This window comes from Haloplanus salinarum (genome assembly GCF_009762275.1).
Classification (GTDB): domain Archaea; phylum Halobacteriota; class Halobacteria; order Halobacteriales; family Haloferacaceae; genus Haloplanus; species Haloplanus salinarum.
In genome coordinates this window covers 403,338-427,421 of the sequence record NZ_CP034345.1, presented here as the reverse complement: position 1 = coordinate 427,421, position 24,084 = coordinate 403,338, and the positions used below count along the sequence as shown (strand labels likewise).

Below are 24,084 nucleotides of genomic sequence, written 5' to 3'. Positions count from 1 at the left end.
GATAGAGGATTGTTGGTGGAGAGCAGCCTGATGATTTTGTAAGAGCTGAACTACGCGATCGATCCTGAACTGTGGCGAAACCGGTTGACCGAGGAATCTCAGGGGACTCACCCGATGTACGAGATCCCAACCAACAATCTACGCCACAAGAGCGTCGATGTAATCCATTTCCTCGCCATAATATAGTAATCGTCGCCTCTACAGATGAGCAAGGCGAGTGCCTCGGGGCTTGACCCCGAGGCGGTTCACACACCCAATTCTGTCGGGTTAGCGTTTACCAAACTAAAGTCAACATAAAGAAAACGAGCTTCCTCTGAGGTGTACGAAAACTACGGGTCTAGTAATCAAAGCTGTTGTGGTGAATGCTCCAACGTGGGATCCGTGGGGCTACTCATAAGCTATTGTGCCGTAGCGGAAGATCGATGGGTCCAATCACACTACTGGGTGCCATCGACCCAGGATTGGTGACGTTCCTCTCACCGGAACTCGCGAGCCGCATACAGTTCGGATGGACGATCTCCGTTCACATCATCTTCGCGTCCCTTTCGATCGGGCTCGCACCGTTTATTATCTACTTCACCTGGAAAGACGTGCGGACGAACGAGCAGCGGTATGCGCGATTGCGTTCGTTCTGGGTGAAGGTGTTCGCCGCCGGCTTCGTGATGGGTACAGTCACCGGGATTCCGATGAGCTTCCAGTTCGGTACAAACTTCCCACAGTTCGCCGAGGTAGCCGGTGAACTGATCGGCGGCCCGCTGGCCTTCGAAGCGAAGATGGCGTTCTTCTTAGAGGCCGTCTTCCTCGGCGTGTTGCTATACGGCCGTGACCGCGTCAAAGACCGGACATACGTCCTCTCATCAGTGCTCGTCGGCTTCGGCGCCTGGCTGTCGGGGTTCTGGATCCTGATCGTCAACGCTTGGATGCAGACCCCACGGGGCTACGAGATGGTCACCCGCAACGGGATGGAAGTCGCCAAACTAACCGATCCGTTCGCCGCGTTCCTCACCCCGCGAATGCCCTGGATGTACGTCCATATGATGAACGCGTCGGTGATCTCGGTCGCACTGCTGGTCGCGGGCGTCTCGGCGTACATCGTCTGGAAAAAGCCCGACACCGAAGCCTGGAACACCGCACTCAAGCTGGCTGTCGTACTCCTGATCATCTCCGCACCGTTCCAAGCGGTCCACGGCGACGCCTATGGCCGCCACGTCGAGGACACCCAGCCACAGAAGTTTGCCGCGATGGAGGCTCACTACGAGACGGGGCAGGCCGACCTACACCTGCTCGCGTTTCCGAAGTCACCTGAGGGACTCACCGACCCGCGAGCCGAGAACCTCGTCACCGTGAGCCTCCCCGCAGTTGGGTCGTTCCTCGCCAGCGGCGGGGACTTCGACGCCGAGGTCATCGGACTGAACGAGTACGAGGAGAACCCCCCGGTAGCACTCGTGTTCTGGTCGTTCCGCTTCATGGTCGGGCTCGGATTCCTGTTCATCGGGTTGGCACTGTGGGGCGGTTACCTCATGTACCGCGGGCGGCTGTCCGACAGCACACGCTACCTGAAGGCGATGATCGCTGCATCGCCGTTCGGCTACGCTGCGTTGCTCACCGGCTGGTACGTCACCGAGATCGGCCGGCAGCCGTGGGTCATCCAGGGCGAGCTCAAGACGAGCGAGGCGGTGTCATCGACGCTCACCGGGGCCGAGGCGACACTGACCCTGGTTGCGTTCGTCGTGCTCTACGTCGGGCTGATACTGACTGCGCTGTACATCCTGAAGTGGCTGGTCCGGGAGGAACTCCGGTCACTCGGCCTCCGAGAGTCGAGTGGCGACCGCTGGCACGGCCCGATTCCGTGGGTGAGTAGCGATGACTGACCCGCTGTTGCCCGTCGATGCGTACCTCGTTAAGTCCCTGCCGGAGATCTGGTTCGGCGCCGTGCTGTTCTCGTTGGGGATGTACGTCGTCCTCGACGGGTTCGACTTCGGCATCGGGATGCTGTACGCGACCCGGACGGACGAACGCGAGCGGGAGACATTCCTGGCGGCGTTCGGACCGGTCTGGGACGCGAACGAAGTGTGGATCGTCGCCTTCGGGACGATGCTGCTGGCGGCGTTCCCGGGCGTGTACTCGCGCTTGCTGGCGGACAACTATCTGCTCGCGCTCGGGTTCGTCCTCGCGTTGGTGTTCCGCGGACTCGGTCCGGAACTCCGCGAGCAGCGCGACGACGAGCGCTGGAAGCGCTACACCGACTACGCTTTCATCGGCGGGAGCGTGTTTGCGCCGCTCCTGTTGGGGATGCTCGCGGGTCGCTGGCTGTTCGGCGGGGCGACGCTACCAGTGGCGTTGACTGGCGTCGGCCTGGTCGCCGTCTCGATAGTCACGGGGGCGGCGTTCCTCGCAGCCAAGACCGAGCCCGGTCTGGCATCGGAACTGCGACCGTACGGCATCGGTGCGACACTGGCGTACCTTGGCGGTGTGGTCGTGCTGCTGGGAACCGTCGTCCTGACCGCTTCGGGCGGCGCTGCCGACGCGGTGCTCTCGCTGCCCGTCGCTGCAGTCGTCGCTCTCTCGATCGCAGTCGGGCTGGGCGGAAGCGTACTGGCCAGACGCGGCCGGTACCGAGCCTGGCTCGCGAGCGCGCTGGCGCTGCCCACACTGTTGACGACCTTGGTCGCAATTCTGCTGTACCCGACGATTTATCCGCTGACCGGGCTGTTGGTTAGAGAAGCGGTCGTGTCGCCACTAGCGCTGAATCTCGTGACCGTCCTCGGGTTTCCGGTCCTGCTGTTGGTACTGTGGTACTTCAAGTTCCTCTACGGCGTGTTTAGCGGCCCAATCGAGGGTGGGGGCTACGGGGGGTAACCCCACCAACCTCTCGTCGTTCCATTCTCCGCTCGGTACTGGTGACTCTCCGATCGGGGATGTGTACGATATGATGGAATCATGTCCTCGCGATAGTGTATCACTCTCGGTGTCACACATCGCCAGTGCCGGCAACTGGAACGCAACAGAGCGTATCGGCTTCGGACTGCCGAGGACCGCATTGTGTCGCAGTTTGTCGAGCAGACACTCCAGCTGGGGCCATCGAAGGAAGATAGTTCCATATGCATTGAGAACGCCGGTCTCAACTTCTGTGGGCTGGTGGAAGTTGAGACTACACCGGGTTTCGCGGGACTGTGATGCGTGGTTTCGACCGAATCCGGTAGCCGAAACTGCTTCGGATCGCGTTCTAAACGGGCGTTCTTATCGAGTCGTGTTCCTCGCGTCCAAACCAGGTTTCTGATACGACGCGTACGTCCGATTCCAGCCCAGCGAGCGAGGTCCGACCGTACAACGGTGTCGAGTCGTACACGGGCCACTCAGCGTGCGAACGCTGAGCGACACGTCGAAAAACGGTTCGCTGAGAATTACGAGCCGACGCCACACTCAGAAATCCTCGGTGAAAACCCTCACCTCGCCTTCGTTAGTAATTCCGACATCAATAGTCGTCTTCAGTTCGTTCTGGTTCGTACACTCTTCAAGAACCCCATAGAGATGGGTATAGAGCTCTGGACGACAGTAAGCGATTTTGATACCAGCTTCGTCTGCGTGTGAATAGACGCTGGCAACCAGCTTATCGAAACTTGTCCCCGGAGAGACGGAAAACTGGATCGGCGACCGAATCGTCCGGGCGAGTTCTAATGTTCGACGAGCTTTTTCGATGTTCTGTTCTGCCGCTCGTTCGATAGCACTGATGTTCGAGTCGGTTGTCCCCAGTCGGTCCGCAACCTCCTGCTGTGTCTGCCCTTGCTCTCGGAGTTCGAGTACCTCCACCTGTCGCTCAGTCAATGTCGTCGATTCTGCAGAGGCCATATAGAGTCAAATAGATGTGTTTGAGATAAGCTTTTTTCTCAAACGTTTCTCTATCTCGTATGGATGACTGAGGGATCTCCTACTGCGCGACGACGATTTCTCCTGACTGCTGGCACTGCGGCCGTCGCTGGTATTGCGGGCTGTACAAGTGGGAGCAGTCGAGATAGTAGCCAACCGACGACGGTTGCCATCCTCGCAGCTGGCAGCCTCCAGAATGCATTAGCTAACGGACTCAAGCCTGCTGTGGATGTCCCAGTTGAAATCGAGGCGCACGGCTCTGCAACGATCGCTCGGATGATCGATGAAGGGCAACGCGATCCCGATATCGTCTCGGTCGCCGACGTGGCGCTCTTTGAAGAGCCACTCTCACCGTCGTGGCATTCCCTGTTTACCAGCAACTCAGTCGTCATCGCGTATAATCCAGATACAGATGGTGGGGCGCGCCTGGCCAACGCCGGAACCGAGAGTTGGTACCAACCAATGGTCAACGGGAACGTGAACATCGGACGAACCGACCCCGATCAAGACCCGCTTGGATATCGTGCACTCTTCATGCTCGAACTCGCCTCACGCTACTACGACGACGCATCGCGTCTCGGAGAACAGATCCTCCAACAAGAGCAAATCTATCCCGAAACATCGTTGATCAGTCAATTCGAGACTGGTTCCATCGACGCCGCAATCGCCTACCGCAACATGGCTGTCGAACGCGATTACGAGTACATCGAGTTGCCGGACCAGATCAATCTGAGTAATCCGCAGTATGCCGAGGATTGGTACTCAACAACCTCGCACACACTGCCGAGCGGCCAGGAAATACAGGGCGGGCTCATCAGTTACGGCTCGACCATTCGGCACATGAGCGACGCTGCCGTTTCCGTGTTCGACATCCATACGACCGGGAGTTATCTCGAAGAGCACGGATTCCTCCTGCGCGATCAATTCCCTTCCTATACGGGTGACGTACCCCAGCGTGTCAGACAGACAACCGACCAATCCAGCGAAAATCAATCCCGGCTCGGCGGATCCAACCAAGCATTATCGTCGACGGTCTCGGAAATCACTGTCCTGGTTTGAATGGCGACAGGTTCACACTCGGATCGATCGGGAACGGGGACGTTCGGGTTCGACTGGCTCAGCGTTGCGCTCGTCCTCGGGGGCGTGCTACTCCTGTATTACGCTGTGCCCCTAGTGTCGCTGTTTCTCTCGGTACCGGCCGGAGAGATTCTTGCTCGGATGAACAATCCGACCGTCGTGGATTCGGCGACGACATCGGTTATGTCAGCGTCGATTAGCACAGTCATCGCCACCCTGTTCGGCTTGCCACTCGCATACTGGCTCGCACGCACCGACGGGGCCGTAACGAAGATAGTTCTCGCAGTCGTGATCCTCCCGTTGGTGCTCCCCCCGACGGTCGGCGGAATCGTGTTGCTCACTGTCTTCGGCCCCAGCTCGCCGCTCGGTGAAGCCGCGGTTGCTGCTGGGTTCCCACTCACACGGTCGCTCGCTGGGGTGGTACTGGCCCAGACATTCGTCGCGTCGCCGTTCGTGGTCGTCACCGCGAAAGCAGCGTTCGAAAGCGTCGATCAGACGCTCGAATACGCCTCTCGCTCGCTCGGAAAGAGCCGATGGACGACCGCCCGTAATGTGACGCTGCCCCTTGCTGGCCCGGGGATTCTCGCTGGCATAACGCTTGCCTTCGCACGGGCTATCGGCGAGTTCGGCGCGACGATGATGATGGCGTACTATCCCCGGACGATGCCGGTCCAGATCTGGGTGGCGTTTATCGAACTCGGCTTGGACAACGCCTATCCGGTGGCGATACTGTTAGTACTGATCGCTGCCGCGGCCCTGTTGATTCTCAATACCGTTGCCTCGAACCCATGGGAATGACACTCGAACTCTCCCGACTTCGCAAAGTCTACGGCCAGTTCGACTTCGGCCCGGTGAACCTGACGGTCGAGGAAGAAGTACTCGCCGTCTTGGGACCGTCTGGCAGTGGAAAGACGACGTTCCTCTCGCTAATCGCCGGGATCACCGGTCCCGATTCGGGATCGATTCAACTGGATGGGCGAGAACTGGTGGGCTTACCGCCCGAAGATCGACACGTGGGGATGGTCTTCCAGGAGGGGGCGCTCTTCCCACACATGACCGCCCGGAAAAATATCGAGTACGCGGCCACAGCCAGCCATTGCGTCGACGAACTCGCGACGCTTCTCGAATTAGAGGACGTGCTCAATAGAAAGCCTCCGACCCTCTCCGGTGGAGAACGACAACGAGTGGCACTCGCACGAACGTTGGCGACTGACCCGGACGTGCTACTCCTCGATGAGCCGTTGTCGAGTCTCGACGCGCCGATTCGGAAACGGCTTCGAGATGAACTGCACAGTCTGTTCGAATCGCTCGAAATTCCGATTCTCTACGTCACGCATGACCAGCGGACGGCGACGGCACTCGGTGATCGAATCGCTATCGTTCGGGATGGTGACCTCGAACAAGTAGGCTCGCCGTCGACGGTGCTCACTCGACCGACGAACCGATTTGTCGCCCGTTTTACCGGGAACGAGAACCTCTTTGATGGGACGGTGATCAACCAAACAACAGACGGAGCAACGGTTCGGTTTGGTGAGATCCAGTTCCAGACGACAGCGTCGGATATCCATACATCGACGGTGACGGTCTGTATTCATCCATCGCGGGTGGAAATCGAAGCCCCCTACATTGCCGACGGTGACCGAACGGAAAATACGGTCACAGGAACAGTTGCTCGCTGGTTGAATGAGGGGAGCGAATACCGAATCGATATCGAGACTGAAACGGGATCGATCACTCTCACGGCGAACGTTCGTCCGCCGACGTTCGAACGACTAGCGCTTGAGAATGGCTCAAGGGTACAAGTACGGATTCCACAAGATTCGATACATTTGATTCCGGGGCGTGAATAGTTTCGAGCCGAATACTCACTGATTCGCGCTTGGCAGGCATCCGTAGAGAGAACCGTATGCATCGAGACGACCGGTCTCAATTACTGTGGGCTGTGGAAGTTGAGACTTCGTTCAGAAGAAGGTGTAACGCGCAGAGACGTGAGTGCTGGAACGTAGCTACCGTAATTCTTCGACGAGAGCAGTCGTCGCGTTATCGACGATATCATCCGCCAGACGACCCTGCCAGAAATCGATGTCCTCGTGGCCTGGATCCGTTCGATATCGCTGATTGTTCAACGAGTGTGTGCGCTCTACCCTTAGCAATCAGTCTTTTCCAAGGTGAGGTGGTCGCTGCCAACTATAGTAGCGATTGAAAGTCATTACACAGCCGATCGCAGTACTGCGTACGGTCGGCTGTGCAAACAGTTTCAATCGCTACTATAGGGTCGACCGTGCCAATCCGGGGCTGGTGGTACCACTGTTGGGGGATAATCGTTGTTATCCCCCAAATGGTGACCTACTCCGAACCGCCCGGCTACGTGACGATCACTGACAGTGCTCGACTCTCCCGTCCAGTCGTCTACGAGAGATTTTGACGGATTCGGGAACTACTACTTCAGTCGGGGAAGATAGGTAGCACGGAAGATATTTAGTAGTACAAATTCTAACTGTAATACAGAAATGTCTAGTAATACTGACGAGGGGGAAGTCATCCGCGTGTCCAAGAAGGGACAGGCGACGATCCCGAAGGAGCTGCGGGAACGGTTCGGTATCGACACGCCAGGAAAGGTACTCATCCACGAAGAGGACGGAAAGATCGTGGTCGAACCCCTCCCCTCGGTCGAAGAGATGCAGGGCGTCCACGCTGGTCGCTACGAGAAGGGGAAAGTCCTCGAGCACCTCCGGGAGATGAACGACGAGGACAAGAAGCTCGAACGTGAGCGCGATGAGCGACCCGAGCGGCATCAATGACGGATTACGTGTTCGACACAGAGCCGCTCATCGCGTATTTTTACGACGAACCCGGCGCTGCGGACGTAACCGAGCGGCTTCAGGCAATCGAAATCGAAGAGGCGAGCGGCGTGATCTCCCACGCCACGGCTACCGAAGTGGTGTACAAAATCGCGCGTCTCGAAACAGGCGACCCGAACCAAACGCCGCCTGGCAACGACGAGTTCGACACCGGGGAGGGGGACCTGCGCATTCTCCGCGGCTATGGGGTGACGATCGAGACGCCTTCTTGGAGTACTGTCGCCCGGATCAAAGGTGCAGGAGGCATCTCACTCGGTGATTCGTACGCTGCCGCGCTGGCGCTCGAGGAGGAGGCAACGCTTGTCGTTGGAGCGGATCCGGAGTTCGGCGATCTGTCTGAGGATATCGACTTGCATCGAATCCGTGAAGAATTCGTTTAACACACACTGGACACCGATTTTCGTCGCCTCGTCCGGGCAATGACCGTGCATTCGCTGGACAGCTGAGAGATCCTTCGTCTTGATGTACAACTTGTATCACACTTTCTTGAAGTGGTCGTAGACGCGTTCGGTCGTCTGGAGGCTCCGGTGTCTAAGCCGATTTCGGACATCGTAGAGTGTGTGTCCCGCCTCTTCGTGGAGCATCCGGTAGGCGACGCTGTGACGGAGCGCGTGGGGTGTCACACCATCTGCATCGCCTCGACGCCCGTCGGACCTTCCACGGCTGAACGCCGACGGCCTCAGCGACCGCGTGGAGCATATACCGAACGCCCTGCCCGGTAATCCGATCGGCCTTCCGGGATGGGAAGTAGGTACGCCGCGCCACTACCAGACACAACTCCTGCTGGAAACAAAAACCGCTAGAAGGGGGGCCCTTCTAAGCGCTGTTCCTCGCTACAACCACGGTGCCGTCGATGGTTCGTCGACATCTTCGTCCTCGGGGACCGGGCGCTCATGCAGTTCGAGCGCCTCAGCGAGATTTGCGAGGGCCTTAGCCCGTGTTTTCCCTTGACTCGCAACACCCGTCTCCTCGTCGCGGGCGACGCACCACTCATCTTCGAGGGTAAGTGTCACGTTGCCAGCATCGTCGGGATCACGGGCCTAGCTCACACTACCCACATTGTGGTTACTGCTGATATGCCTTCGAGAGGGGAGTCAAACGCCGTGCTTGGAACATAACTGGCCCGGCTATTGACCTCAAAAATCCAGCTGAAAGGACGGGCCTCTGTGGTCAGAGACCATTCGCGAGACGGATTGAACTACAATTAGACGCCTCTGTTGAAATCCTCTGCGGCTGAACGGCGTGCTGCATAGAGGGCGTGTATGCGGGGTTCGCGCCGGAGGGGGATACGAGGATCGGACCGTTTTGCCGTTCAGCAGATAACGCGCCGAATATCGAGCGCTGTCGCCCGTCGGACCACCGCATCGACCGGATCCGAAACGCTAGAGAGGTTGTCCGAATCGCCGTCGAGCACCAGCAGCGCGGCGCGGCGGTCCGGCTCGATGACGCCACAGTCGAGGCCGACTGCGTCGGCTCCAGCGGCCGTCGCCATCCGAAGCACCGTCCGCGAGGGGAGGTCGAACGTCTTCGCGGTGTACTCCATCTCGCGAAACATCGAAGGCCCGTTCAGCATCACGTTATCCGTCCCGAGCGCCACGTCGGTGTACTCGAGCAGCGTCTCGACCGGCGGCCGGCCGACCCCGAGGACACGGTTCGCACGGGGGCAGACCGCGATTGGGACTCCCTGGTCTGCGACCCGTTCCAGGTGATCGACTTCGGCGTGGACCATGTGGATCAGCAGATCCGGGTTCAGATCCAGCGCTGGATGGATGTCGGTGGCGTCAGGCTCGCCGGCGTGAATGGCGAACGGGACGCCACGCTCTCTCGCGGCCGTTCGCTGGTCGGTGAAATCGCCGTCGTTAGCCCCGCTAGCACCGAATCCGTCGGCTATATCCAGGACCGCAGGGTTCTCGCTTCCGAAGACGAAGTCCTCGATGTCGAGGCCCTCGGCGGCCTCGCGTAGCGTCCGGGTACCTTCGACGCCGAACTCGCGGAAGTCGAGGAAGGCGGCCGTTCCAGTTCGTTCCATGAACCGGAGCGTGCGATGCATCGCCTCGACCAGCGTCTCGCGATCGGCCGCCGCCAACCGTCGGTGTTTCAGGCTGTCGGGCGGGGCCACCGCCTCTTCAAGGCCGAGTCCGACGGCTGCTTCTTTAGCGACCGAGTCCCCGATGTGGGTGTGCGCGTTTACGAACGCCGGCAGGATGATGCGGCTCGGGTCGCCGTCGCGCTCAGGTATCTCATCGACGGCCGTGATACGACCTCCCTCCACGACGACCCGGCCGTGGATCGGCTCGAACGACTGCCCAGCGAGGACGATTCCCTCGATCTTCTCCATGCTACAGAGAGACTGGCGAGGCTATATGTGTCTCGTGGTGGTCGTGGGGGACGATCAAACGTCAGCCGTCTAGGAACCGTTCCCGGTTTTCTGCCGACTGTATCCTCTACATCTTGTACGCCGCTTCTGACACGGAATGGAGCGATCAATACGATTGTGACGGATCGAGGGGACAATCTCGACAGCGACGGCTTGTGCAAGAAATCACAGTATTCATCGGATATGGAACGTATAACTTCTCCTGATGACCCACGTTTCGACGAGCGACTTAGTCGACAAATTTGAACAGGAAAACACGAACTACTTGGAAGTACTGAGCAAGGACGCGCTGAGCGTCGAACTTGCGCAGTACCCCAATCCTGAGCCAAAGACGACCCACAAAACTGACGAACTCTACTTCATCATCTCCGGGTCGGGGATGGTCCACGTTGAAGATGAGCGGTATGCTGTCGACGAGGGTGACGTGGTCTATGTGGAACAGGGAGCCGAACACGACTTTTTTGACATCGAAGATAAAATCACGGCCCTCGTCGTCTTTGCGAGTGCGGAAGACTCCGTCCTCGGCCAAGGGCTTTGAAGAGCTAATCTGCTCCCGCGAACAACTGCCGAACTCAGCCTCTAAATTGGTCGCGTCGCTACTGATAGCGATCGGGGACCTTGGTCAGCCCATGAATACAGCGCGTGTATCTCGCACACCAGTTTTAGCAGCTTTGTCGGATTTCAGCAGAGCCACGAACACCCATTGAGTCAGGGTTACGATTCTGTATATTCGTCCACGATGTTTTCAATAGGCTCACCAACCGGGGGATATGAGTAACGGCTGGTTGGCCCGGCCCGGAGTCTTCCTGTCTGACCGCGAGAGCGGACGGTTCACACCGAGAGAACCGGGGGACTGCAAACCCTAATATCCCAGCGCTTGGGAATCCAACCACTTCAGGGGTGGGAAGAGGTCAATCCACAAAGATGAACATATTTACTATTCAAGCTAGAATAATCGGGTATGTACCGTGTCCTGCTCCCGATCGATAAGAGCGAAGTGCGAGCACGCGCACAGGTTGAGGCCGTTTTCGATATCCCAGTGGCCGCCGGTGACATCGCCGTTGATATCGTCCATGTCCACGAGGAGACGCCGACAAGTGACGCCCAGTGGGCCGCCGGTGAGGGCTTCAGCGATACTTTCACCGAGGAGATGGCCGAGGAGCTTCGCAACGTCGATCGCATTCCCTCGGCGGTAGAAACCGCTGTCGATCTCCTCGAGGGGAGCGACATCACGTTCACCGTTCACGAGCGGAGTGGCGAGCCAGCCGTGGAAATCCTTGAGTTTGCGGAGGAGCGTGACAGCAACGTGATCGCCCTCGGCGTGAGCGGCCGATCACCGGTCGGCAAGGTGTTGTTTGGCAGCGTCGCGCAGGCAGTGATTTTGGCCAGTGATCGGCCGGTGACGCTGGTACCCAAGGACGCGTCGGAGTCGTAGCAGGACCGCTCCGATCCGGAGACGAAACTTCGAGTATTAGACGCGAGCGTGCACGAAATCGACGGAGTGACGACTACGACCCGGAGCACACACAGTCGGCGGTCTGGGTAACACAGTCGTGATACTGAGCCGAACGATACGGTTTATAAATCAGTACCGGTGGTTCGCCAAGACGGTCCGGCGACCCATCCGGAAACCGTTGTGATACTCCGTATTAGGAGTCGGGCATGTCGTCCGTGTCCGGTGGTGCGAGGTTCCGCTGGAACTCGTCGATCCGTTCGACGTCATCCGAGAGCGTGTACTCGATGTGGCGCTCCTCACGGTCGTCTTCGAGAGTCCCGGGGTCGTCAGTAACGGATTCCCAGCCTGGTTTGACCTTGACGCTCTTTGCCGGCGTCCCGACGGCGACATGATGGTTTGGCACGTTACCGTGGACGACCGATTTGGCGCCGACCATGGCGTTGCGACCAACGCGAGAGCCAGCACCGATCATCGAGTCGGACGCAAGACGGGCGTCGTCCTCGATAACGGTACGGTAGATCGATACGTCGGTCTGGTCGACGATATCGTGGCCGTGACTGTGAATGGTCGCCCCTTCCGCGATAGAGACACGGTTGCCGACCTCGAGTTCCCCCCGGTCGTCGAGGAGGACATCTCCATGGACGACCGTCCTGTCCCCCATCTCGATGTTGTGGCCGTAAGAGAACGTGATACCATGGAACAGCTGAAGATCCTCACCCGCTTCGGCGAACAGGTGGTTCGCGATCATCTGCCTAAATGGTATTCCGATAGCAAGGTCGCGGGCCAGCGGAGACACGTCGAATCCCTTCCAGAGCCACTGGAGGGGCTTGGATTTCTGGAACTGTTCGGCATCTGTTTCCGCCCAGTGGTCGGCCTTCACGGTCACGCGACGGGGGTCGTAGGCGTCGAGCCTGACCTGTTCGTCAGTCGAGATTTGGTTTCCCGACTGCCATCGGTCGTAGACCCCACCGTCACCGTGGAGTCGGGCGAGGACTTCCTGGACGACGGCTGCGGTATCCTCGTTCGAGGCGAGGCGTGTATCGACGCTCTCGACGAACTGATCGATTCGTCCCTGAACCTCGGGAGAGAGTGAAACCCGTCGCTTGGTCATATCGTGTTACGTGTTAACAGGGTAAGATATACATTACGACGAGAAATTTTTATACAATATATCCGTATTGTATAGTTCATAATACTCATTGCCCGAAGTGGGACCACCTACCCGATAGGTTACCCAACAGAGCGGGTGACTCGTGGCACAAAAATTAATTAGTCGTCGTTTGACGTAATCATCATGAAAGATCGATTGCTTCTGGAACGGGTATGGGAGTACTGTTGGCAACTCGACCGCCACACTAGGAACGCTCTCCGGATGCGCCCGACCGCACTCCTCGACTATTCGGACCTGACGCCGGAGGAGCGGGAGTTGGCCGAGAGACTCGCCACCGACGGCGGTCGCGACGAGGGGGAACAGGCGGCCGGCGGCGAGGGTGGCGGGGGTAATGACGATGGTGATGACGGGTCGGCGTTCGATGTCGGCGGCCAGTACGGCCGCCGGCAGAAGATCGGGTTGGTCCTGGGCCCGTTGTTGTTCGTGGCGATCATGCTCGTGCCGACCCCCGAGGGATTATCGACAGGCGGGCAAGCAGTCGCCGCGACCACGGCGTGGGTGGCAGTGTGGTGGATCGGCGAGGCGATCCCGATCCCGGCGACATCACTGTTGCCGATCGTGTTATTCCCGCTTACCGGAGCACTCGACGTGGACGCGGCTACCGCACCATACGCTAATGATCTGATTTTCCTGTTCATGGGTGGGTTCTTTATTGCGATGGCGATGCAGCGCTGGGATCTCCACCGGCGCATCGCGCTCCGGACGATCCGGGTGATCGGTACCGGCCCGGAGCGCATCATTCTCGGGTTCATGGTCGCGACGGCGTTCCTCTCGATGTGGGTCTCTAACACCGCGACGACGATGATGATGACACCCATCGGGCTCGCCGTGATCCTCCAGACGAGCGATATTATCGACCGGACCGGCGGGGACGTCCCGACCGCACAAGGCGAATTCAAGTTCGGTACAGCGTTGATGCTCTGTATCGGCTATTCGGCCTCTGTCGGTGGCGTCGGGACGATCATCGGGACGCCGCCGAACCTCGTGCTGGTCGGTGCGATCGACGAGACGTTCAATCAGACGATCACGTTCGCCCAGTGGATGCTCTATGGCGTCCCGATTGCTGCCCTCGGGGTCGGGATCATCTGGGTGTACGTCACTCGGTTCATCATCCCTCCGGAGATGGACAGCCTCCCCGGGGGTATGGATGTCATCGACGAGGAACTCGACGCGCTCGGATCGATGACGCGCGAAGAGAAACTCGTTCTCGTTGTCTTCACCGGGACGGCGGCTGCGTGGATCTCACGATCGTTCGTCCTCCAACCCTTCATTCCCGGTATCGCCGACAGCATGATCGCGATTGCCGCCGCGCTGGTGCTCTTTCTGATCCCCGCTCGCGAGGAGGACGGCTCCTTTACTTTCCTGCTCGACTGGGAGACCGCCGTCAATATCCCTTGGGGGATCATCCTCCTGTTCGGTGGCGGGCTCTCGATCGCCGCCGGGTTCCAGGAAACCGGCCTCGCCGAGTGGATCGGTGGCCAACTCGGCGGTCTTGAGGGTGTCTCGATCGTGCTAGTTATGTCCGTCGTCGTCCTATTGACTATATTTATGACCGAAGTCACGTCAAACACCGCGACGACCGCGATGTTGATGCCGATCATGGCGTCGCTGGCGGTCGGACTCTCGGTTCACCCGTACGGGATCATGATCGCCGCCGCGACCGCCGCCTCCTTTGCGTTCATGTTGCCCGTTGCGACGCCTCCGAACGCCGTCGTCTTCGGCACGGGATACATTTCCATGCCACAGATGGCCAAAACCGGGTTCGGACTCAACATCATAGGGATCTTCCTCGTGATCCTACTGGCAATGACGTGGCTCCCGTTGATCTGGGGGATCTCACTCACTGAAATCCCCCCGTGGGCCGGGATGGTGGCTCCCGTGGTGTTCTGACCGGGTGCTCGGACTTTCTCACCTCGTATCACGTGACCGCTGTCGTCGATTGATCCACGGGCGACTCGGCGCGGACGACCCCGAGCAGTAACACCCCTGCAATTGAGCTATCCACCGCTGAAGCGGTGGGATTCAGCGTGGACTCCCGTTCTGACCCCAGTTGCGGCAGGAGAGTAGCCTCCATTCACGTTCAACGTCCCGCTGTTCAAGCGCACGTCATCGTAGGTTTCCTCATCCAGCGTCGTCTTGCTGGTAGTGACGTACTCGCCTTTGAACGCGTGGTCAACAACGTACTGCGCCGACCAGAGGAACGTATCAACGCTGTTTTCAGACTAGGTAGCGAGGCGGATTCCCCGCCCCACCGTGGGCGGGGTTGAAGCCGACACTCGCTGCCACAATCCACGGACTATTAAGTACCTCTACTATCTATTGAAACTCGTGGCAGACGGCTACCTGAGGCGTACCGCAATCACCCGTCCTATCCTCACCGACGAGCAACAGGACTTGCTCGATGTCAGCATCAACGAGTGGAAAGATGCCTGTAACATCAGCAGTCGCATCGGATGGGACACAGGTGAGACGCGGAAAACCTACCTCCAAGACCTCGCCTACGACACGGTGTTGGAGGAGACACACCTCGGGAGTCAGCACGCAATTCTCGCCACCCATCAGGCTGCAGCCGCACTCGATGGTGTCGACGCAATCGAAAACCTTGATGAACACTACAAAACGTCCCGACCGGAGTTCACCAGTAACACGGTGAAATACGATACCCGGACGATGACGCTGTTCGATGACGGGTCTGTGTCGCTTTCTACCGTCGAGGGTCGGATTCGGTGTGACCTGAACCTTCCCGACGAAGAAGACGGGTATCAACACGAATACCTCACCGATGACGAGTGGGAAGTAACAGAGTCTACGTTATCAAAGCGTGATGGCGAATACTACCTGCACCTCGGGTTTCGCAAAGACAAGCCCGAGAAACAGGTTGAAACACAGGGTGACGACGAGGACAGGACAGTTCTCGGCGTTGACCTCGGTATCGTCAACATCGCTACCACCAGCACAGCGCACTTCGCATCAGGGAGAGAACTCAGGCACCGACATCGAGAGTTCGAGCGGATTCGCGGTAATCTCCAGCAGACTGGTACACAATCCGCCCATCGGACAATTCGGCAGATGAGCGGTAGGGAATCACGGTATCTCCGTGACCACCTCCATCAAGTCGCTAACCAGATTCTCGAAGAAGCACGAACACACGACTGTGAGTACATCGCTTTCGAGAATCTGAAACACATCAGGGAGCGTGCGCCGCCCGTCAAAGAGTTCCACCAGTGGGCGCACCGGCAACTCGTTGACCTCGTGGAGTACAAAGCGGAAGCCGAGGGGATTAGCGTCGAGTTTGTAGACCCGAAAAACACGAGTCGGCGGTGTCCCGAATGCGGGCATACGAGCAAGGGGAACCGAGTGCGACAGGCGGAGTTCGAGTGTGAATCGTGCGGTGCAACTCAGAATGCAGATTACGTGGGTGCGAAGAACGTTGGGTGGCGGTACGTCTGTCGCGGGCTACAGTCCTCGCGGCGGACGGGCGACAGTCAACTCGCCCTGAAGTCAGGAACGGTGACGCCGAATCGGGGATTCGTCCCGTCCGACTAACGCCGGCAGAGGTCGAGTTCACTGACAAGCCCCGCGCCACCGTGCGCGGGGCAGTTGACGCAGTGCTGCGTCAGTACTGTCCACGTCGAGTGCAACGTGGACGGTACGCCGCAACGCCGGCCCCGTCCAGTCACAGCGGTCCGATCCCTGAATACAAGGCCGTTGCCCCCCAATGGAGTGTGTGAGTCAGGCTTCGGAATACCGATGCATCGGCTGTATGGAGGAGACTGTTATGCGTGAGTTCGACGTGTCACATCTGTCTCGGACCTGCCCGGTGTGCGGCGAGTTCGATCGATTCGTCAACACCGTCGTTGTCGAGCGATTCAATGCGCTGGCTGCGGACCCGCCGGCACACCTCCACTGGGAACAACTCGACCGCCTCCGGAAGTGGCTGATCGCCGAACGTCTCAGTCGCAAAGACTACTCGATCGATGACATCGAGATGACGGTTGCCGAGGACGGGACTCCCGACGACAGTGGGGCCGACGCCAAAGCGTGATGTCCGAACCCCGCTCCGGTCGATGATCGGATAGTATAGTAGCGTTTGTAACTGTCCGCACACCTGATCGCATGACAGCGTGCGATCAGGTGTCAGATGACTTACAAAGGCTACTATCGGCCGGACCGCGACGCCACGCCGCCTCGGCTACGATGCGGCCGGTGTCGCGTCGGTCACCGACGGCGTTCGCCGAGATGCGGCCCGGCGAGACGGTGCTCGATATCGGTTCCGGTGCAGGCTTCGACGGCGTCCTCGCTACGCTGGAGGTCGCCCCGAACGGCGATGTCGCGGGTGGTCCCGAATCCGCCCGCAGCCGGGTCACCCCGATGCATGCTGGTCGGGGGCTGGCAGATCCACCTCAATGTCGACATCGTGTCCCGCCACGTAGCCGTTCAGCTTTGCCGCAATGGGGGATTCACGGATCTCCTCGTCAGTGTATCCAGCCTCCTCGAAGGCACTCAGGAACGACGATGCCGAGCGAAGCCTGTACTTCTGGTGGTAGTCCTCCGCCGGGTAGAACCGTGAGAGCCGCTCGAGACGCGTCTCGACGCCGTCAGCAGTGTACCCGCTCGCCGCGAGTACCGTGTCGACCGCCGTCCGTCGGGTGGCCGTCGACGCGAACACGACGTTTTGATACTGCGTTTTGCGTGGCTGTGTCTGCGGATCGTGTTGCTGAAACACGTCTTCGACGAGATCACGGTACGTGACGATGTCCGGATCGAAGTCGACCTGAATCACCTCGGTATGATCTCCCAACGAGTGATAGGATGGGTCGGGCTTCGTCCCACCAGCGTACCCGACGCGTGTGCGGACCACGCCGTCCATGGCACCGAACCGCGCATCGGGACCCCAGAAACACCCGAGGCCGAACGTCGCCGTGTCAGTCGTCTCCCGGTCGGCCGCCTGTGCATCGTATTCGCGTATTGTCGCTGGTGTGAGCGTCATTGGGTTGAGCCGTCTATAGAGTCCGCGGACCGCCCGTCCTGGACTGAGTCGCATCTCACTACGTATTATCGGCGCATACACTAATGCTGGGCGCTGCGACGATGTGTTTGGCGAGACGCATCATCGACCAGTACATCCAACTACCACCATGATTGTTAGCATATATCGATGGCCGCAGTGACCGTTGGGACGCTCCTCATCTTTCTGATTATTTTCGTCGCTTTCGTTTTGTTCGTCACCGAGCCGGTCCCGATCGACGTCACAGCGATCGGGATCATGGTCACGCTGATGATACTCGGTCCGTGGACGGGCGTTTCGCCGCGCGAGGGCGTCTCCGGCTTCTCGAACCCCGCAACGATCACGATTCTCGCGATGATGATCCTGAGCGAAGGCGTCCGGCGGACGGGTGCGATTCAGCGTCTCGAAAAGACGGTCGCCTCCTACACGGGCGAGAGCGAACACAAGCAACTCGGCGCAACGGTCGGGCTCGTCGGCCCGCTCTCGGGAATTATCAACAACACCGCTGCCGTGGCCGTCTTGTTGCCGATGGTGAGCGATCTCGCTCACGAGAACGGGACATCGCCGTCGAAGTTGCTCATTCCCCTCTCCTACGCGTCGATGGCTGGTGGGATGCTCACGCTCATTGGAACATCGACAAACCTTCTGGCCAGCGACGTGGCGAGTCGACTCGCCGCCGACTATCCCTCCTTGCACGCGTTCTCGATGTTCGAGTTCACCCACCTCGGGCTCGTGGTGTTTCTCGTCACCGGGTTGTACCTCCTTACGGTCGGGTACTGGCTTGCTCCGTCCCACGTGACGCCCCGAAGCAAGCTCGAAACAACACAAAAAGAGGAGTTTCTCACCGAGGTGATCGTGGGGAAAGAATCACCGTTCATCGGCTCGACGATCCGGGAAGCGCTCGAAGAGGTCGACTTCGAAGCGAACGTCACTCAACTGATTCGTGCTGGTACCTATCATCGAGAGCCGAGACTGTCGATGACGATACGGGAGGGGGACACCTTCACGATCCGGCTCACGGAAGACGCGTTACGGACGCTACACGAGGTAGAGGGGATCGAGTTCGTTCCGGAAGTCATGCCGCCAGGTGGGCTCGATGCGCTCGGCCCCGGGCAAACGCTCAGCGAAATCGTCGTCACCGCCGGGTCGGATCTCGTCGGCGAAACGGTCGAGTCGTCACGGTTTCAAGACCAGTATCAGACGGCTGTGCTGGCCATCCGCCGTGGCGGTGAGACCGCCTACGAACGCCTCACGGAGTATCGAATCCGTCCGGGCGACCTGCTCCTCATCGAGTCCGAACCGGACACTGTCGACCGACTCGCCGACGATCCGAACGTGATCGTGGCTGGCGAACTCGCCCTCCAGCAGTTCCGGTCGTCGAAACTCCCACTCGCAGTCGGCGTTGTACTCTCAGTCATCGGCTTGGCAGCCCTCGGAATTCTCCCGGTCATGGTCGCCGCGCTCGGCGGCGTCCTCGTGATGATCGTAACCGGGATCGTCAAGCCAGCGGAGGCCTACGAGGCCGTGCAGTGGGATGTGATCTTCCTCCTCGCCGGCGTCATCCCGCTCGGCAGAGCACTCTCGGAGACGGGCGGTGCCAACCTGCTCGGTACGCTCGTCGTCTCGACGGCTGAGTTCTTGCCCGCGATCGCCGTCCTCGGACTGTTCTATCTGCTGACCGCTGCGATTACTAACCTCGTTAGCAACCAGGCCAGCGTCGTGTTGCTCATCCCCGTCGCTGTCGACGCGGCCGCCAAGTTGGGTCGTGTCAAGTTAAGCGTGAAGAGTGAGGCGTGATGATTTCGTAGTGCTCTATGCCAGAAATCACACGCCTCAGCGACGATAGCGACTGGATCGAATTAGATTTTGTGGAGCGTCAGCGGACACCCGAGTTCGCGATGCGACTCGGTATTCAGATGCACGTGGCAGGACTATCACTTTCGAATACCATCTCGATTCTTGAAAGGTTGGGTGTCGAACGCTCTCGAACGGCCGTCCACAACTGGGTGCAGAAGGCCGATCTACAGCCCGAAGGCGGTGCGAGCCCGAATCACGTTGCGCTTGACGAAACCGTGATTCGAATCAACGATCAGCAATACTGGCTGTACGCCGCCATCGATCCTGAAACGAACACATTCCTTCATATTCGGCTTTTTAGCACGTATACGACCGGTTTAACCGAAATCTTCCTGAGTGAATTACGCCAGAAACACGATGTCGAAACCGCCGTGTTTCTCGTCGACGACGCTCAATGGCTCCAAACTGCCCTCGATCGACACGGCCTCGATTGCAGATACGAACACCATGGCAATCGGAATGCCGTCGAACGTCTATTTCGTGAGATAAAACGACGAACCTCTTCGTTTTCAAATACGTTCAGCCACGTGGAGCCGACGACAGCAGAATCGTGGCTCCAAGCCCTCGCCGTCTGGTGGAATCGATGCCAAAGTTAACGCGACCCCAAGTTGAACGCCAACGCATTTGCCTTCGTTCTTGCAGTCACGTTCGCCGCCAGCACGGCGTTCATGTCGCCGGTTGGGTATCAGACCAACCTCTTCGTCTACGGGCCCGGTGGATACGATTTCGGTGACTACATCCGAGTCGGCGGGCCCCTCCAGGTGATCTTGGCCGTCGTCACGACGCTCGGGATCGCCGTTTTCTGGGGGGTCTAACGAAGGTTGCAACGATTATTCATGTGAAATCCCGGGGCGACGGTCCCAAGATAGTATCCGAACTCGAGCGATGACTGGGAAATATTCGTACAATCGCATAGACTGTATTGCGGTGTGGGCCGTGACCGACAGTCCGTTTCGGTCTCTCTCCGGTCGGAACTCGGTGCCCGTCTCGACAGGCTCGTCGAGGATGGTGTCTTCGGGTCACAGTCGGCGGCGCTCCAATATGGCGCTCGGCTCGTCGTTCGTGAAGAGCATCTGGAACCCTGCTATCGGATTAGGCGGTGACATGGCTTTCGTGGACTGATACGGATTATTGTAACTGGTTGCCGGTGGTTCGCCGAGACGGTCCGGCGAACCACCGGTAATGACTTACAATAAACAGTATGAGTGGGTGTCCTGTCACGTCAAGAGCGATTCAGTAATCTGGAGAGTTACTTCCGAACGCCGTGTGATCCTCCTGTTCCCATAACTTACCTGTCTGGCGACTCAACCGTTCTGTATCCTCTCAGTATGTCTCCAGTAGATGCTACTCGACCGGCTCCCGACGACACACAAGGCCATCCACCGATCCAGTGCGAGGAGTGTGAATCCGCTCTCCACAGCCACGACGACCACAGTGTTTCGTTCCTGCTTCTGGATCAGCTTACCATCCCTATCGTCGGTTGCGGGGACCACGTCGACCAGTTCGTTTCTATCTGCGGGCTCACTACTACTGGTAGAGCAGATATCATAGCGCATCGACCGGCCGGAGGTATCCGCTGCCCCAGCTGTCAGCTCACACACTACAATCCCCATCAACCAGTAATCCCGATCCAAACCGGAGCAGTCGCCCTCATGGCCTGCCCACAGCACCAAACAGAAGTTTTCAATCGCTTCCAATCGGGGCTGGAAACACAGCAACAGCTGACGACTTCCATCGATATCTCTCAGTAGATCCTTTGCGATGAGGGACGGATTCGGACGTCCGGGATGGCGTGCCGACAGAAAGTGCGTGTCCAGGGAGAGACTGGCAGGGGGTGCGACGATGGTAGCGACCGGGGATCACACGCACCTTGCCCGGGGCGGCACGCGTCCGGACAGGTTCCGCTAGCGCCACGATTCATACCAGTATTCTGGTGCGAATATCGAACGGCTCGGGGTCGCTCTGGGGTGGTGACTGCCGACGAGCCCCATCGATCGTTCCGACAAGGGAGATACGAGCTTCTTCATCGATTCTTCATCCCGTATCCCCATCGCTGGAGCACAGCCTCCGGAGTCGTCCCCTCGCCGCCGGCTACCAACATTGCCTCGACGACGTCCGTCTTGTAGATGGCTTCGTCGAATCGATCTTCGACACTGTCCATCGTTTCTTCGATCAACTCCTCCGTAGCGGACTGGAGGAACACTGGTTGCTGATTTCGACCCTGCTTGACCGAGTCGCGCCGGTATTTGTAAGGGAGCGTCTGAGTCTGGGTCTGCGGTCGGGGCGTTGTCTCCCTCTCTTCCGCAGTCGATGATTGGGATGGCTTCTCGTCGTCTGCCGGCGCGTCGTTTCCGTCGGGCATCTCGTCGGACTCGTCCAGCGGGCTGTCGTCTGCAAACGGATCGTCGCCAGCACCGGACTTCATGCTGGAGCCTCCACGGTCTTTCGCAGGTGATCGGCGAGTGTCTCCAAGCGCTCCAGCGTCTCTAGTTCGTAGTCCCTCCGTCTCTCCCGATGTTCCTCGACATACTTGAACGCGGAGCACTGCTGTCGCCAACACCCCTCGAAGAGCGACCCACGCTCTTTCAGTATCACCGGGATGTCGTACTCACGTGAGCGCAGCTCGTCGAGCATGTCCTGTTGGTCGTTGGTCCCTTTGAATCGGTTTGGGACGATAGCAAGCACGCCCACGTTGATGTCGAGGTTCTCCTCGAGCCCGGGGACGAGATCCTCCAGTCCGTCGACCGACTTGCGCCCCTTCCCGGACGGTTCGAACGGGACGAGGAGCGACCGCGTGGTGTGTATAGCGTTATACAATTTAACGTCCGCCGTCGCTGGTGGGTCCACGATCAGTGTGTCGTATCGTTCGTGGACGTCGTTCTCTCGGAGGACACGAAGCAACTGGACGTTCCGATTCCAGTTCTCGCCGAAGTCGTTGGCCTCCTCTTCACGCCTGGCGAGATGCTTGTTGAGACGTTCGAGGCTGTTGTGAGCGGGGATGACGTCGACCTCCTCACTGGATTCGATGAGGTCCTCGAAGGGGCCCCGCTTCCGTTCGACCATATGCCGAACCAGCGAGTCGGCTTTGGGATCGTCCCTATGTTCGCCCACGTCCAAGAGGTGCGAAACCGATGCCTCCTGTGGATCCAGGTCCACGACGAGCACGTCCCGACCGTCCCGTGCGTCGGCGACTGCCAGATTGGCCGCGAGCGTGGATTTGCCCACCCCACCGGCCTCCGAGTATGTCGTGTAGGCTAACATGAGCGTAGCAAGCAACGGGTAGATTATAAAACTAAGTCAGACGGTGTAGCTAGGAAGTATAGCTAAATGGTATAGCTATACAATACGACTATAAGGTATAGCTATTCTAATGAACGAGATAATATAACTATTCGATCAAGTCATTCAGTACAGTGGGGCGTCCGTTCGTGAGTCGAGCGGACTACTATTGGGAGCGTTCGGGAACGTTCTGAGTAAAGTCCGTCAACCGTTTTCGGTACTACTCGGTCGGGTGAGGTCGTATGCGGTGCCAGTTGGATGGGCTTCGGCGACTCTGCTGAAGACCAGTAGGTCACGGACTGAGTGTGGGGATAGCGTCGGCTCGGATCCGTAACTGTCGAAAAAATCGAGATGGTTGTCTGTCGCTGTGAACGACAGCCGTATCTCGGTATTACTGTCGGACGACGTTCGCCGCGCGAGGCCCTTTGGGTGAGGACTCGATGTCGAACTCGACTTCGGTACCTTCCGTGAGGTCCTCGCCGCCAACGTCCTCCATGTGGAAGAAGACGTCTTCGTCGTCGTCGAGGTCGCCGTCGTCAGTCGAAATGAAACCGTAACCGCCTGTGTCGTTGAAGAAATCAACCGTACCGTTTGCCATTACATACGAACGGAGGGGCGGCTACGGTATAACCTTTCCGAGGGTCGAGGTACCACGACTCCATTCGCAGGCCTGCTGAAGTATCAGTTCAGCCGCGGAGAGATGAAACAAGGAGGTCTGGATGAGCGTTATAGCCTCGCTAGTCGGCACGAGCGTTAGATTTGGCCGACGACGTCTGCGAACGCGAAGTTATCCCGTGCTTCAGTAATTTCGATCCGGACCCGGTCCCCTGGACTGGTGTTCTCGACGAATACGACGTAGCCAGGAGGAATCCGTGCGATACCATCCCCTTTCTCACCGATATCCTCGATTTCGACTTCTCGGATCTCGCCTTCATTTACAGGTGGCTGATCCAACACCTCACTGTTATTCGGTTGCTGCTGTGTCCCCGACACGTGACCCGTAACACCGGATGAATTGCCACCTACCTCGACGGCTCCGACCTCGCTAGCGTCGAACAACGCCACTCTGTATCTCTTCCCCTCCTCCAACGATCCTACCTCGATTTCCTGCTCTGGGATCTCCAAGGTGTA

Annotated in this window: 25 protein-coding genes and 3 pseudogenes; 15 read left to right on the top strand and 13 right to left on the bottom strand. The window is 58.7% G+C overall.

Annotated features, from left to right (window positions below; genetic code table 11):
* Positions 1 to 422: 422 nt before the first annotated feature.
* Together EI982_RS03335 and EI982_RS03330 are read left to right on the top strand one after the other, a co-directional pair.
* Positions 423 to 1,871, top strand: coding sequence for a cytochrome ubiquinol oxidase subunit I (locus EI982_RS03335; RefSeq protein ID WP_157691054.1), 1,449 nt, complete (start codon positions 423 to 425; stop codon positions 1,869 to 1,871).
* Positions 1,864 to 2,859, top strand: coding sequence for a cytochrome d ubiquinol oxidase subunit II (locus EI982_RS03330; protein ID WP_157688127.1), 996 nt, complete (start codon positions 1,864 to 1,866; stop codon positions 2,857 to 2,859). The genes EI982_RS03335 and EI982_RS03330 overlap by 8 nt, the downstream gene beginning before the upstream one ends.
* 564 nt (positions 2,860 to 3,423) lie before the next feature.
* Here EI982_RS03330 and EI982_RS03320 read toward each other — a convergent pair.
* Complete coding sequence (locus EI982_RS03320; protein WP_157688126.1) at positions 3,424 to 3,849, bottom strand: Tfx family DNA-binding protein; 426 nt, start codon at positions 3,847 to 3,849, stop codon at positions 3,424 to 3,426.
* Between the two features lie 63 nt (positions 3,850 to 3,912).
* On the opposite strand from EI982_RS03320, the gene EI982_RS03315 reads away from it, so the two are divergent.
* The 5 genes from EI982_RS03315 to EI982_RS03295 all read left to right on the top strand — a co-directional run bounded on the left by EI982_RS03315 (position 3,913) and on the right by EI982_RS03295 (position 8,185).
* Complete coding sequence (locus EI982_RS03315; protein WP_157688125.1) at positions 3,913 to 4,926, top strand: extracellular solute-binding protein; 1,014 nt, start codon at positions 3,913 to 3,915, stop codon at positions 4,924 to 4,926.
* A complete protein-coding gene (locus tag EI982_RS03310; protein WP_157688124.1) occupies positions 4,927 to 5,742 on the top strand; it encodes a molybdate ABC transporter permease subunit in 816 nt (271 codons plus the stop codon). It abuts the gene before it with no gap.
* The gene (locus tag EI982_RS03305; protein WP_157688123.1) at positions 5,739 to 6,794 is read left to right on the top strand and encodes an ABC transporter ATP-binding protein; all 1,056 of its coding nucleotides are present in this window, start codon (positions 5,739 to 5,741) and stop codon (positions 6,792 to 6,794) included. Before EI982_RS03310 ends, EI982_RS03305 begins: the two co-directional genes overlap by 4 nt.
* A gap of 660 nt (positions 6,795 to 7,454) precedes the next feature.
* Positions 7,455 to 7,745 carry an AbrB/MazE/SpoVT family DNA-binding domain-containing protein gene (locus EI982_RS03300; protein ID WP_157688122.1) on the top strand — a complete coding sequence of 97 codons (291 nt, stop codon included), beginning with the start codon at positions 7,455 to 7,457 and terminating at the stop codon, positions 7,743 to 7,745.
* The gene (locus EI982_RS03295; protein WP_157688121.1) at positions 7,742 to 8,185 is read left to right on the top strand and encodes a PIN domain-containing protein; all 444 of its coding nucleotides are present in this window, start codon (positions 7,742 to 7,744) and stop codon (positions 8,183 to 8,185) included. The genes EI982_RS03300 and EI982_RS03295 overlap by 4 nt, the downstream gene beginning before the upstream one ends.
* Positions 8,186 to 8,281: 96 nt before the next feature.
* Here the strand turns inward: EI982_RS03295 and EI982_RS19110 are convergent.
* The 3 genes and pseudogenes from EI982_RS19110 to EI982_RS03280 all read right to left on the bottom strand — a co-directional run.
* A pseudogene (locus EI982_RS19110) lies at positions 8,282 to 8,552 on the bottom strand (tyrosine-type recombinase/integrase); the annotation flags it as partial.
* 86 nt (positions 8,553 to 8,638) lie between these two features.
* Entirely contained in the window at positions 8,639 to 8,818 is a 180-nt protein-coding gene (locus EI982_RS03285; protein ID WP_157688120.1) for a type II toxin-antitoxin system HicB family antitoxin, read from the bottom strand.
* A gap of 299 nt (positions 8,819 to 9,117) precedes the next feature.
* Positions 9,118 to 10,143 (bottom strand): amidohydrolase family protein, encoded by a 1,026-nt coding sequence (locus EI982_RS03280; protein WP_157688119.1) that lies wholly within the window; start codon positions 10,141 to 10,143, stop codon positions 9,118 to 9,120.
* 244 nt (positions 10,144 to 10,387) lie between these two features.
* Here EI982_RS03280 and EI982_RS03275 point away from each other — a divergent pair, with 244 nt between their 5' ends.
* Positions 10,388 to 10,720, top strand: a complete 333-nt coding sequence (locus EI982_RS03275; RefSeq protein WP_157688118.1) for a cupin domain-containing protein — start codon at positions 10,388 to 10,390, stop codon at positions 10,718 to 10,720.
* Between the two features lie 423 nt (positions 10,721 to 11,143).
* Positions 11,144 to 11,617, top strand: a complete 474-nt coding sequence (locus tag EI982_RS03270) for a universal stress protein (protein ID WP_157688117.1) — start codon at positions 11,144 to 11,146, stop codon at positions 11,615 to 11,617.
* A gap of 214 nt (positions 11,618 to 11,831) precedes the next feature.
* Here EI982_RS03270 and EI982_RS03265 read toward each other — a convergent pair whose 3' ends face one another.
* On the bottom strand, positions 11,832 to 12,749 hold the full coding sequence (locus EI982_RS03265; protein ID WP_157688116.1) for an acyltransferase: 918 nt from the start codon (positions 12,747 to 12,749) through the stop codon (positions 11,832 to 11,834).
* A gap of 183 nt (positions 12,750 to 12,932) precedes the next feature.
* Between EI982_RS03265 and EI982_RS03260 the strand changes: the two genes are divergently transcribed.
* Positions 12,933 to 14,699 carry an SLC13 family permease gene (locus EI982_RS03260; RefSeq protein ID WP_157688115.1) on the top strand — a complete coding sequence of 589 codons (1,767 nt, stop codon included), beginning with the start codon at positions 12,933 to 12,935 and terminating at the stop codon, positions 14,697 to 14,699.
* Between the two features lie 161 nt (positions 14,700 to 14,860).
* Here EI982_RS03260 and EI982_RS19105 read toward each other — a convergent pair.
* Positions 14,861 to 15,028 (bottom strand): annotated as a pseudogene (locus EI982_RS19105) (RNA-guided endonuclease TnpB family protein); the annotation flags it as partial.
* 109 nt (positions 15,029 to 15,137) lie between these two features.
* Between EI982_RS19105 and EI982_RS03250 the strand changes: the two are divergent.
* Positions 15,138 to 16,355: an RNA-guided endonuclease InsQ/TnpB family protein gene (locus tag EI982_RS03250; RefSeq protein ID WP_157688114.1), complete on the top strand. Its 1,218-nt coding sequence runs from the start codon at positions 15,138 to 15,140 to the stop codon at positions 16,353 to 16,355.
* A 232-nt stretch (positions 16,356 to 16,587) separates the two neighbouring features.
* Positions 16,588 to 16,854, top strand: a complete 267-nt coding sequence (locus EI982_RS03245) for an RNA methyltransferase (protein WP_233255278.1) — start codon at positions 16,588 to 16,590, stop codon at positions 16,852 to 16,854.
* Positions 16,855 to 17,027: 173 nt separating this feature from the next.
* On the opposite strand, the gene EI982_RS18895 is transcribed toward EI982_RS03245, so the two are convergent.
* Complete coding sequence (locus EI982_RS18895) at positions 17,028 to 17,186, bottom strand: hypothetical protein (protein WP_157688112.1); 159 nt, start codon at positions 17,184 to 17,186, stop codon at positions 17,028 to 17,030.
* A complete protein-coding gene (locus tag EI982_RS03235) occupies positions 17,173 to 17,799 on the bottom strand; it encodes a peptide-methionine (S)-S-oxide reductase MsrA (protein WP_157688111.1) in 627 nt (208 codons plus the stop codon). Before EI982_RS03235 ends, EI982_RS18895 begins: the two co-directional genes overlap by 14 nt.
* A gap of 168 nt (positions 17,800 to 17,967) precedes the next feature.
* On the opposite strand from EI982_RS03235, the gene EI982_RS03230 reads away from it, so the two are divergent.
* The 3 genes and pseudogenes from EI982_RS03230 to EI982_RS03220 form a co-directional block, all read left to right on the top strand.
* Positions 17,968 to 19,614 carry an SLC13 family permease gene (locus EI982_RS03230; protein WP_157688110.1) on the top strand — a complete coding sequence of 549 codons (1,647 nt, stop codon included), beginning with the start codon at positions 17,968 to 17,970 and terminating at the stop codon, positions 19,612 to 19,614.
* Positions 19,615 to 19,631: 17 nt separating this feature from the next.
* Positions 19,632 to 20,270 (top strand): IS6 family transposase, encoded by a 639-nt coding sequence (locus EI982_RS03225; RefSeq protein WP_157687809.1) that lies wholly within the window; start codon positions 19,632 to 19,634, stop codon positions 20,268 to 20,270.
* A 12-nt stretch (positions 20,271 to 20,282) separates the two neighbouring features.
* Positions 20,283 to 20,489: pseudogene (locus EI982_RS03220) on the top strand (SLC13 family permease); the annotation flags it as partial.
* 489 nt (positions 20,490 to 20,978) lie between these two features.
* On the opposite strand, the gene EI982_RS03215 reads toward EI982_RS03220, so the two are convergent.
* The 5 genes from EI982_RS03215 to EI982_RS03195 all read right to left on the bottom strand — a co-directional run bounded on the left by EI982_RS03215 (position 20,979) and on the right by EI982_RS03195 (position 24,078).
* Complete coding sequence (locus tag EI982_RS03215) at positions 20,979 to 21,308, bottom strand: hypothetical protein (RefSeq protein ID WP_199243716.1); 330 nt, start codon at positions 21,306 to 21,308, stop codon at positions 20,979 to 20,981.
* A 389-nt stretch (positions 21,309 to 21,697) separates the two neighbouring features.
* Positions 21,698 to 22,099 carry a DUF7970 domain-containing protein gene (locus EI982_RS03210; RefSeq protein WP_157688108.1) on the bottom strand — a complete coding sequence of 134 codons (402 nt, stop codon included), beginning with the start codon at positions 22,097 to 22,099 and terminating at the stop codon, positions 21,698 to 21,700.
* Positions 22,096 to 22,935 (bottom strand): ParA family protein, encoded by an 840-nt coding sequence (locus tag EI982_RS03205; RefSeq protein ID WP_157688107.1) that lies wholly within the window; start codon positions 22,933 to 22,935, stop codon positions 22,096 to 22,098. Before EI982_RS03205 ends, EI982_RS03210 begins: the two co-directional genes overlap by 4 nt.
* Before the next feature lie 409 nt (positions 22,936 to 23,344).
* Complete coding sequence (locus EI982_RS03200) at positions 23,345 to 23,551, bottom strand: cold-shock protein (protein ID WP_114587455.1); 207 nt, start codon at positions 23,549 to 23,551, stop codon at positions 23,345 to 23,347.
* Positions 23,552 to 23,706: 155 nt separating this feature from the next.
* A complete protein-coding gene (locus EI982_RS03195; RefSeq protein ID WP_233255277.1) occupies positions 23,707 to 24,078 on the bottom strand; it encodes a TRAM domain-containing protein in 372 nt (123 codons plus the stop codon).
* Positions 24,079 to 24,084: the final 6 nt, after the last annotated feature.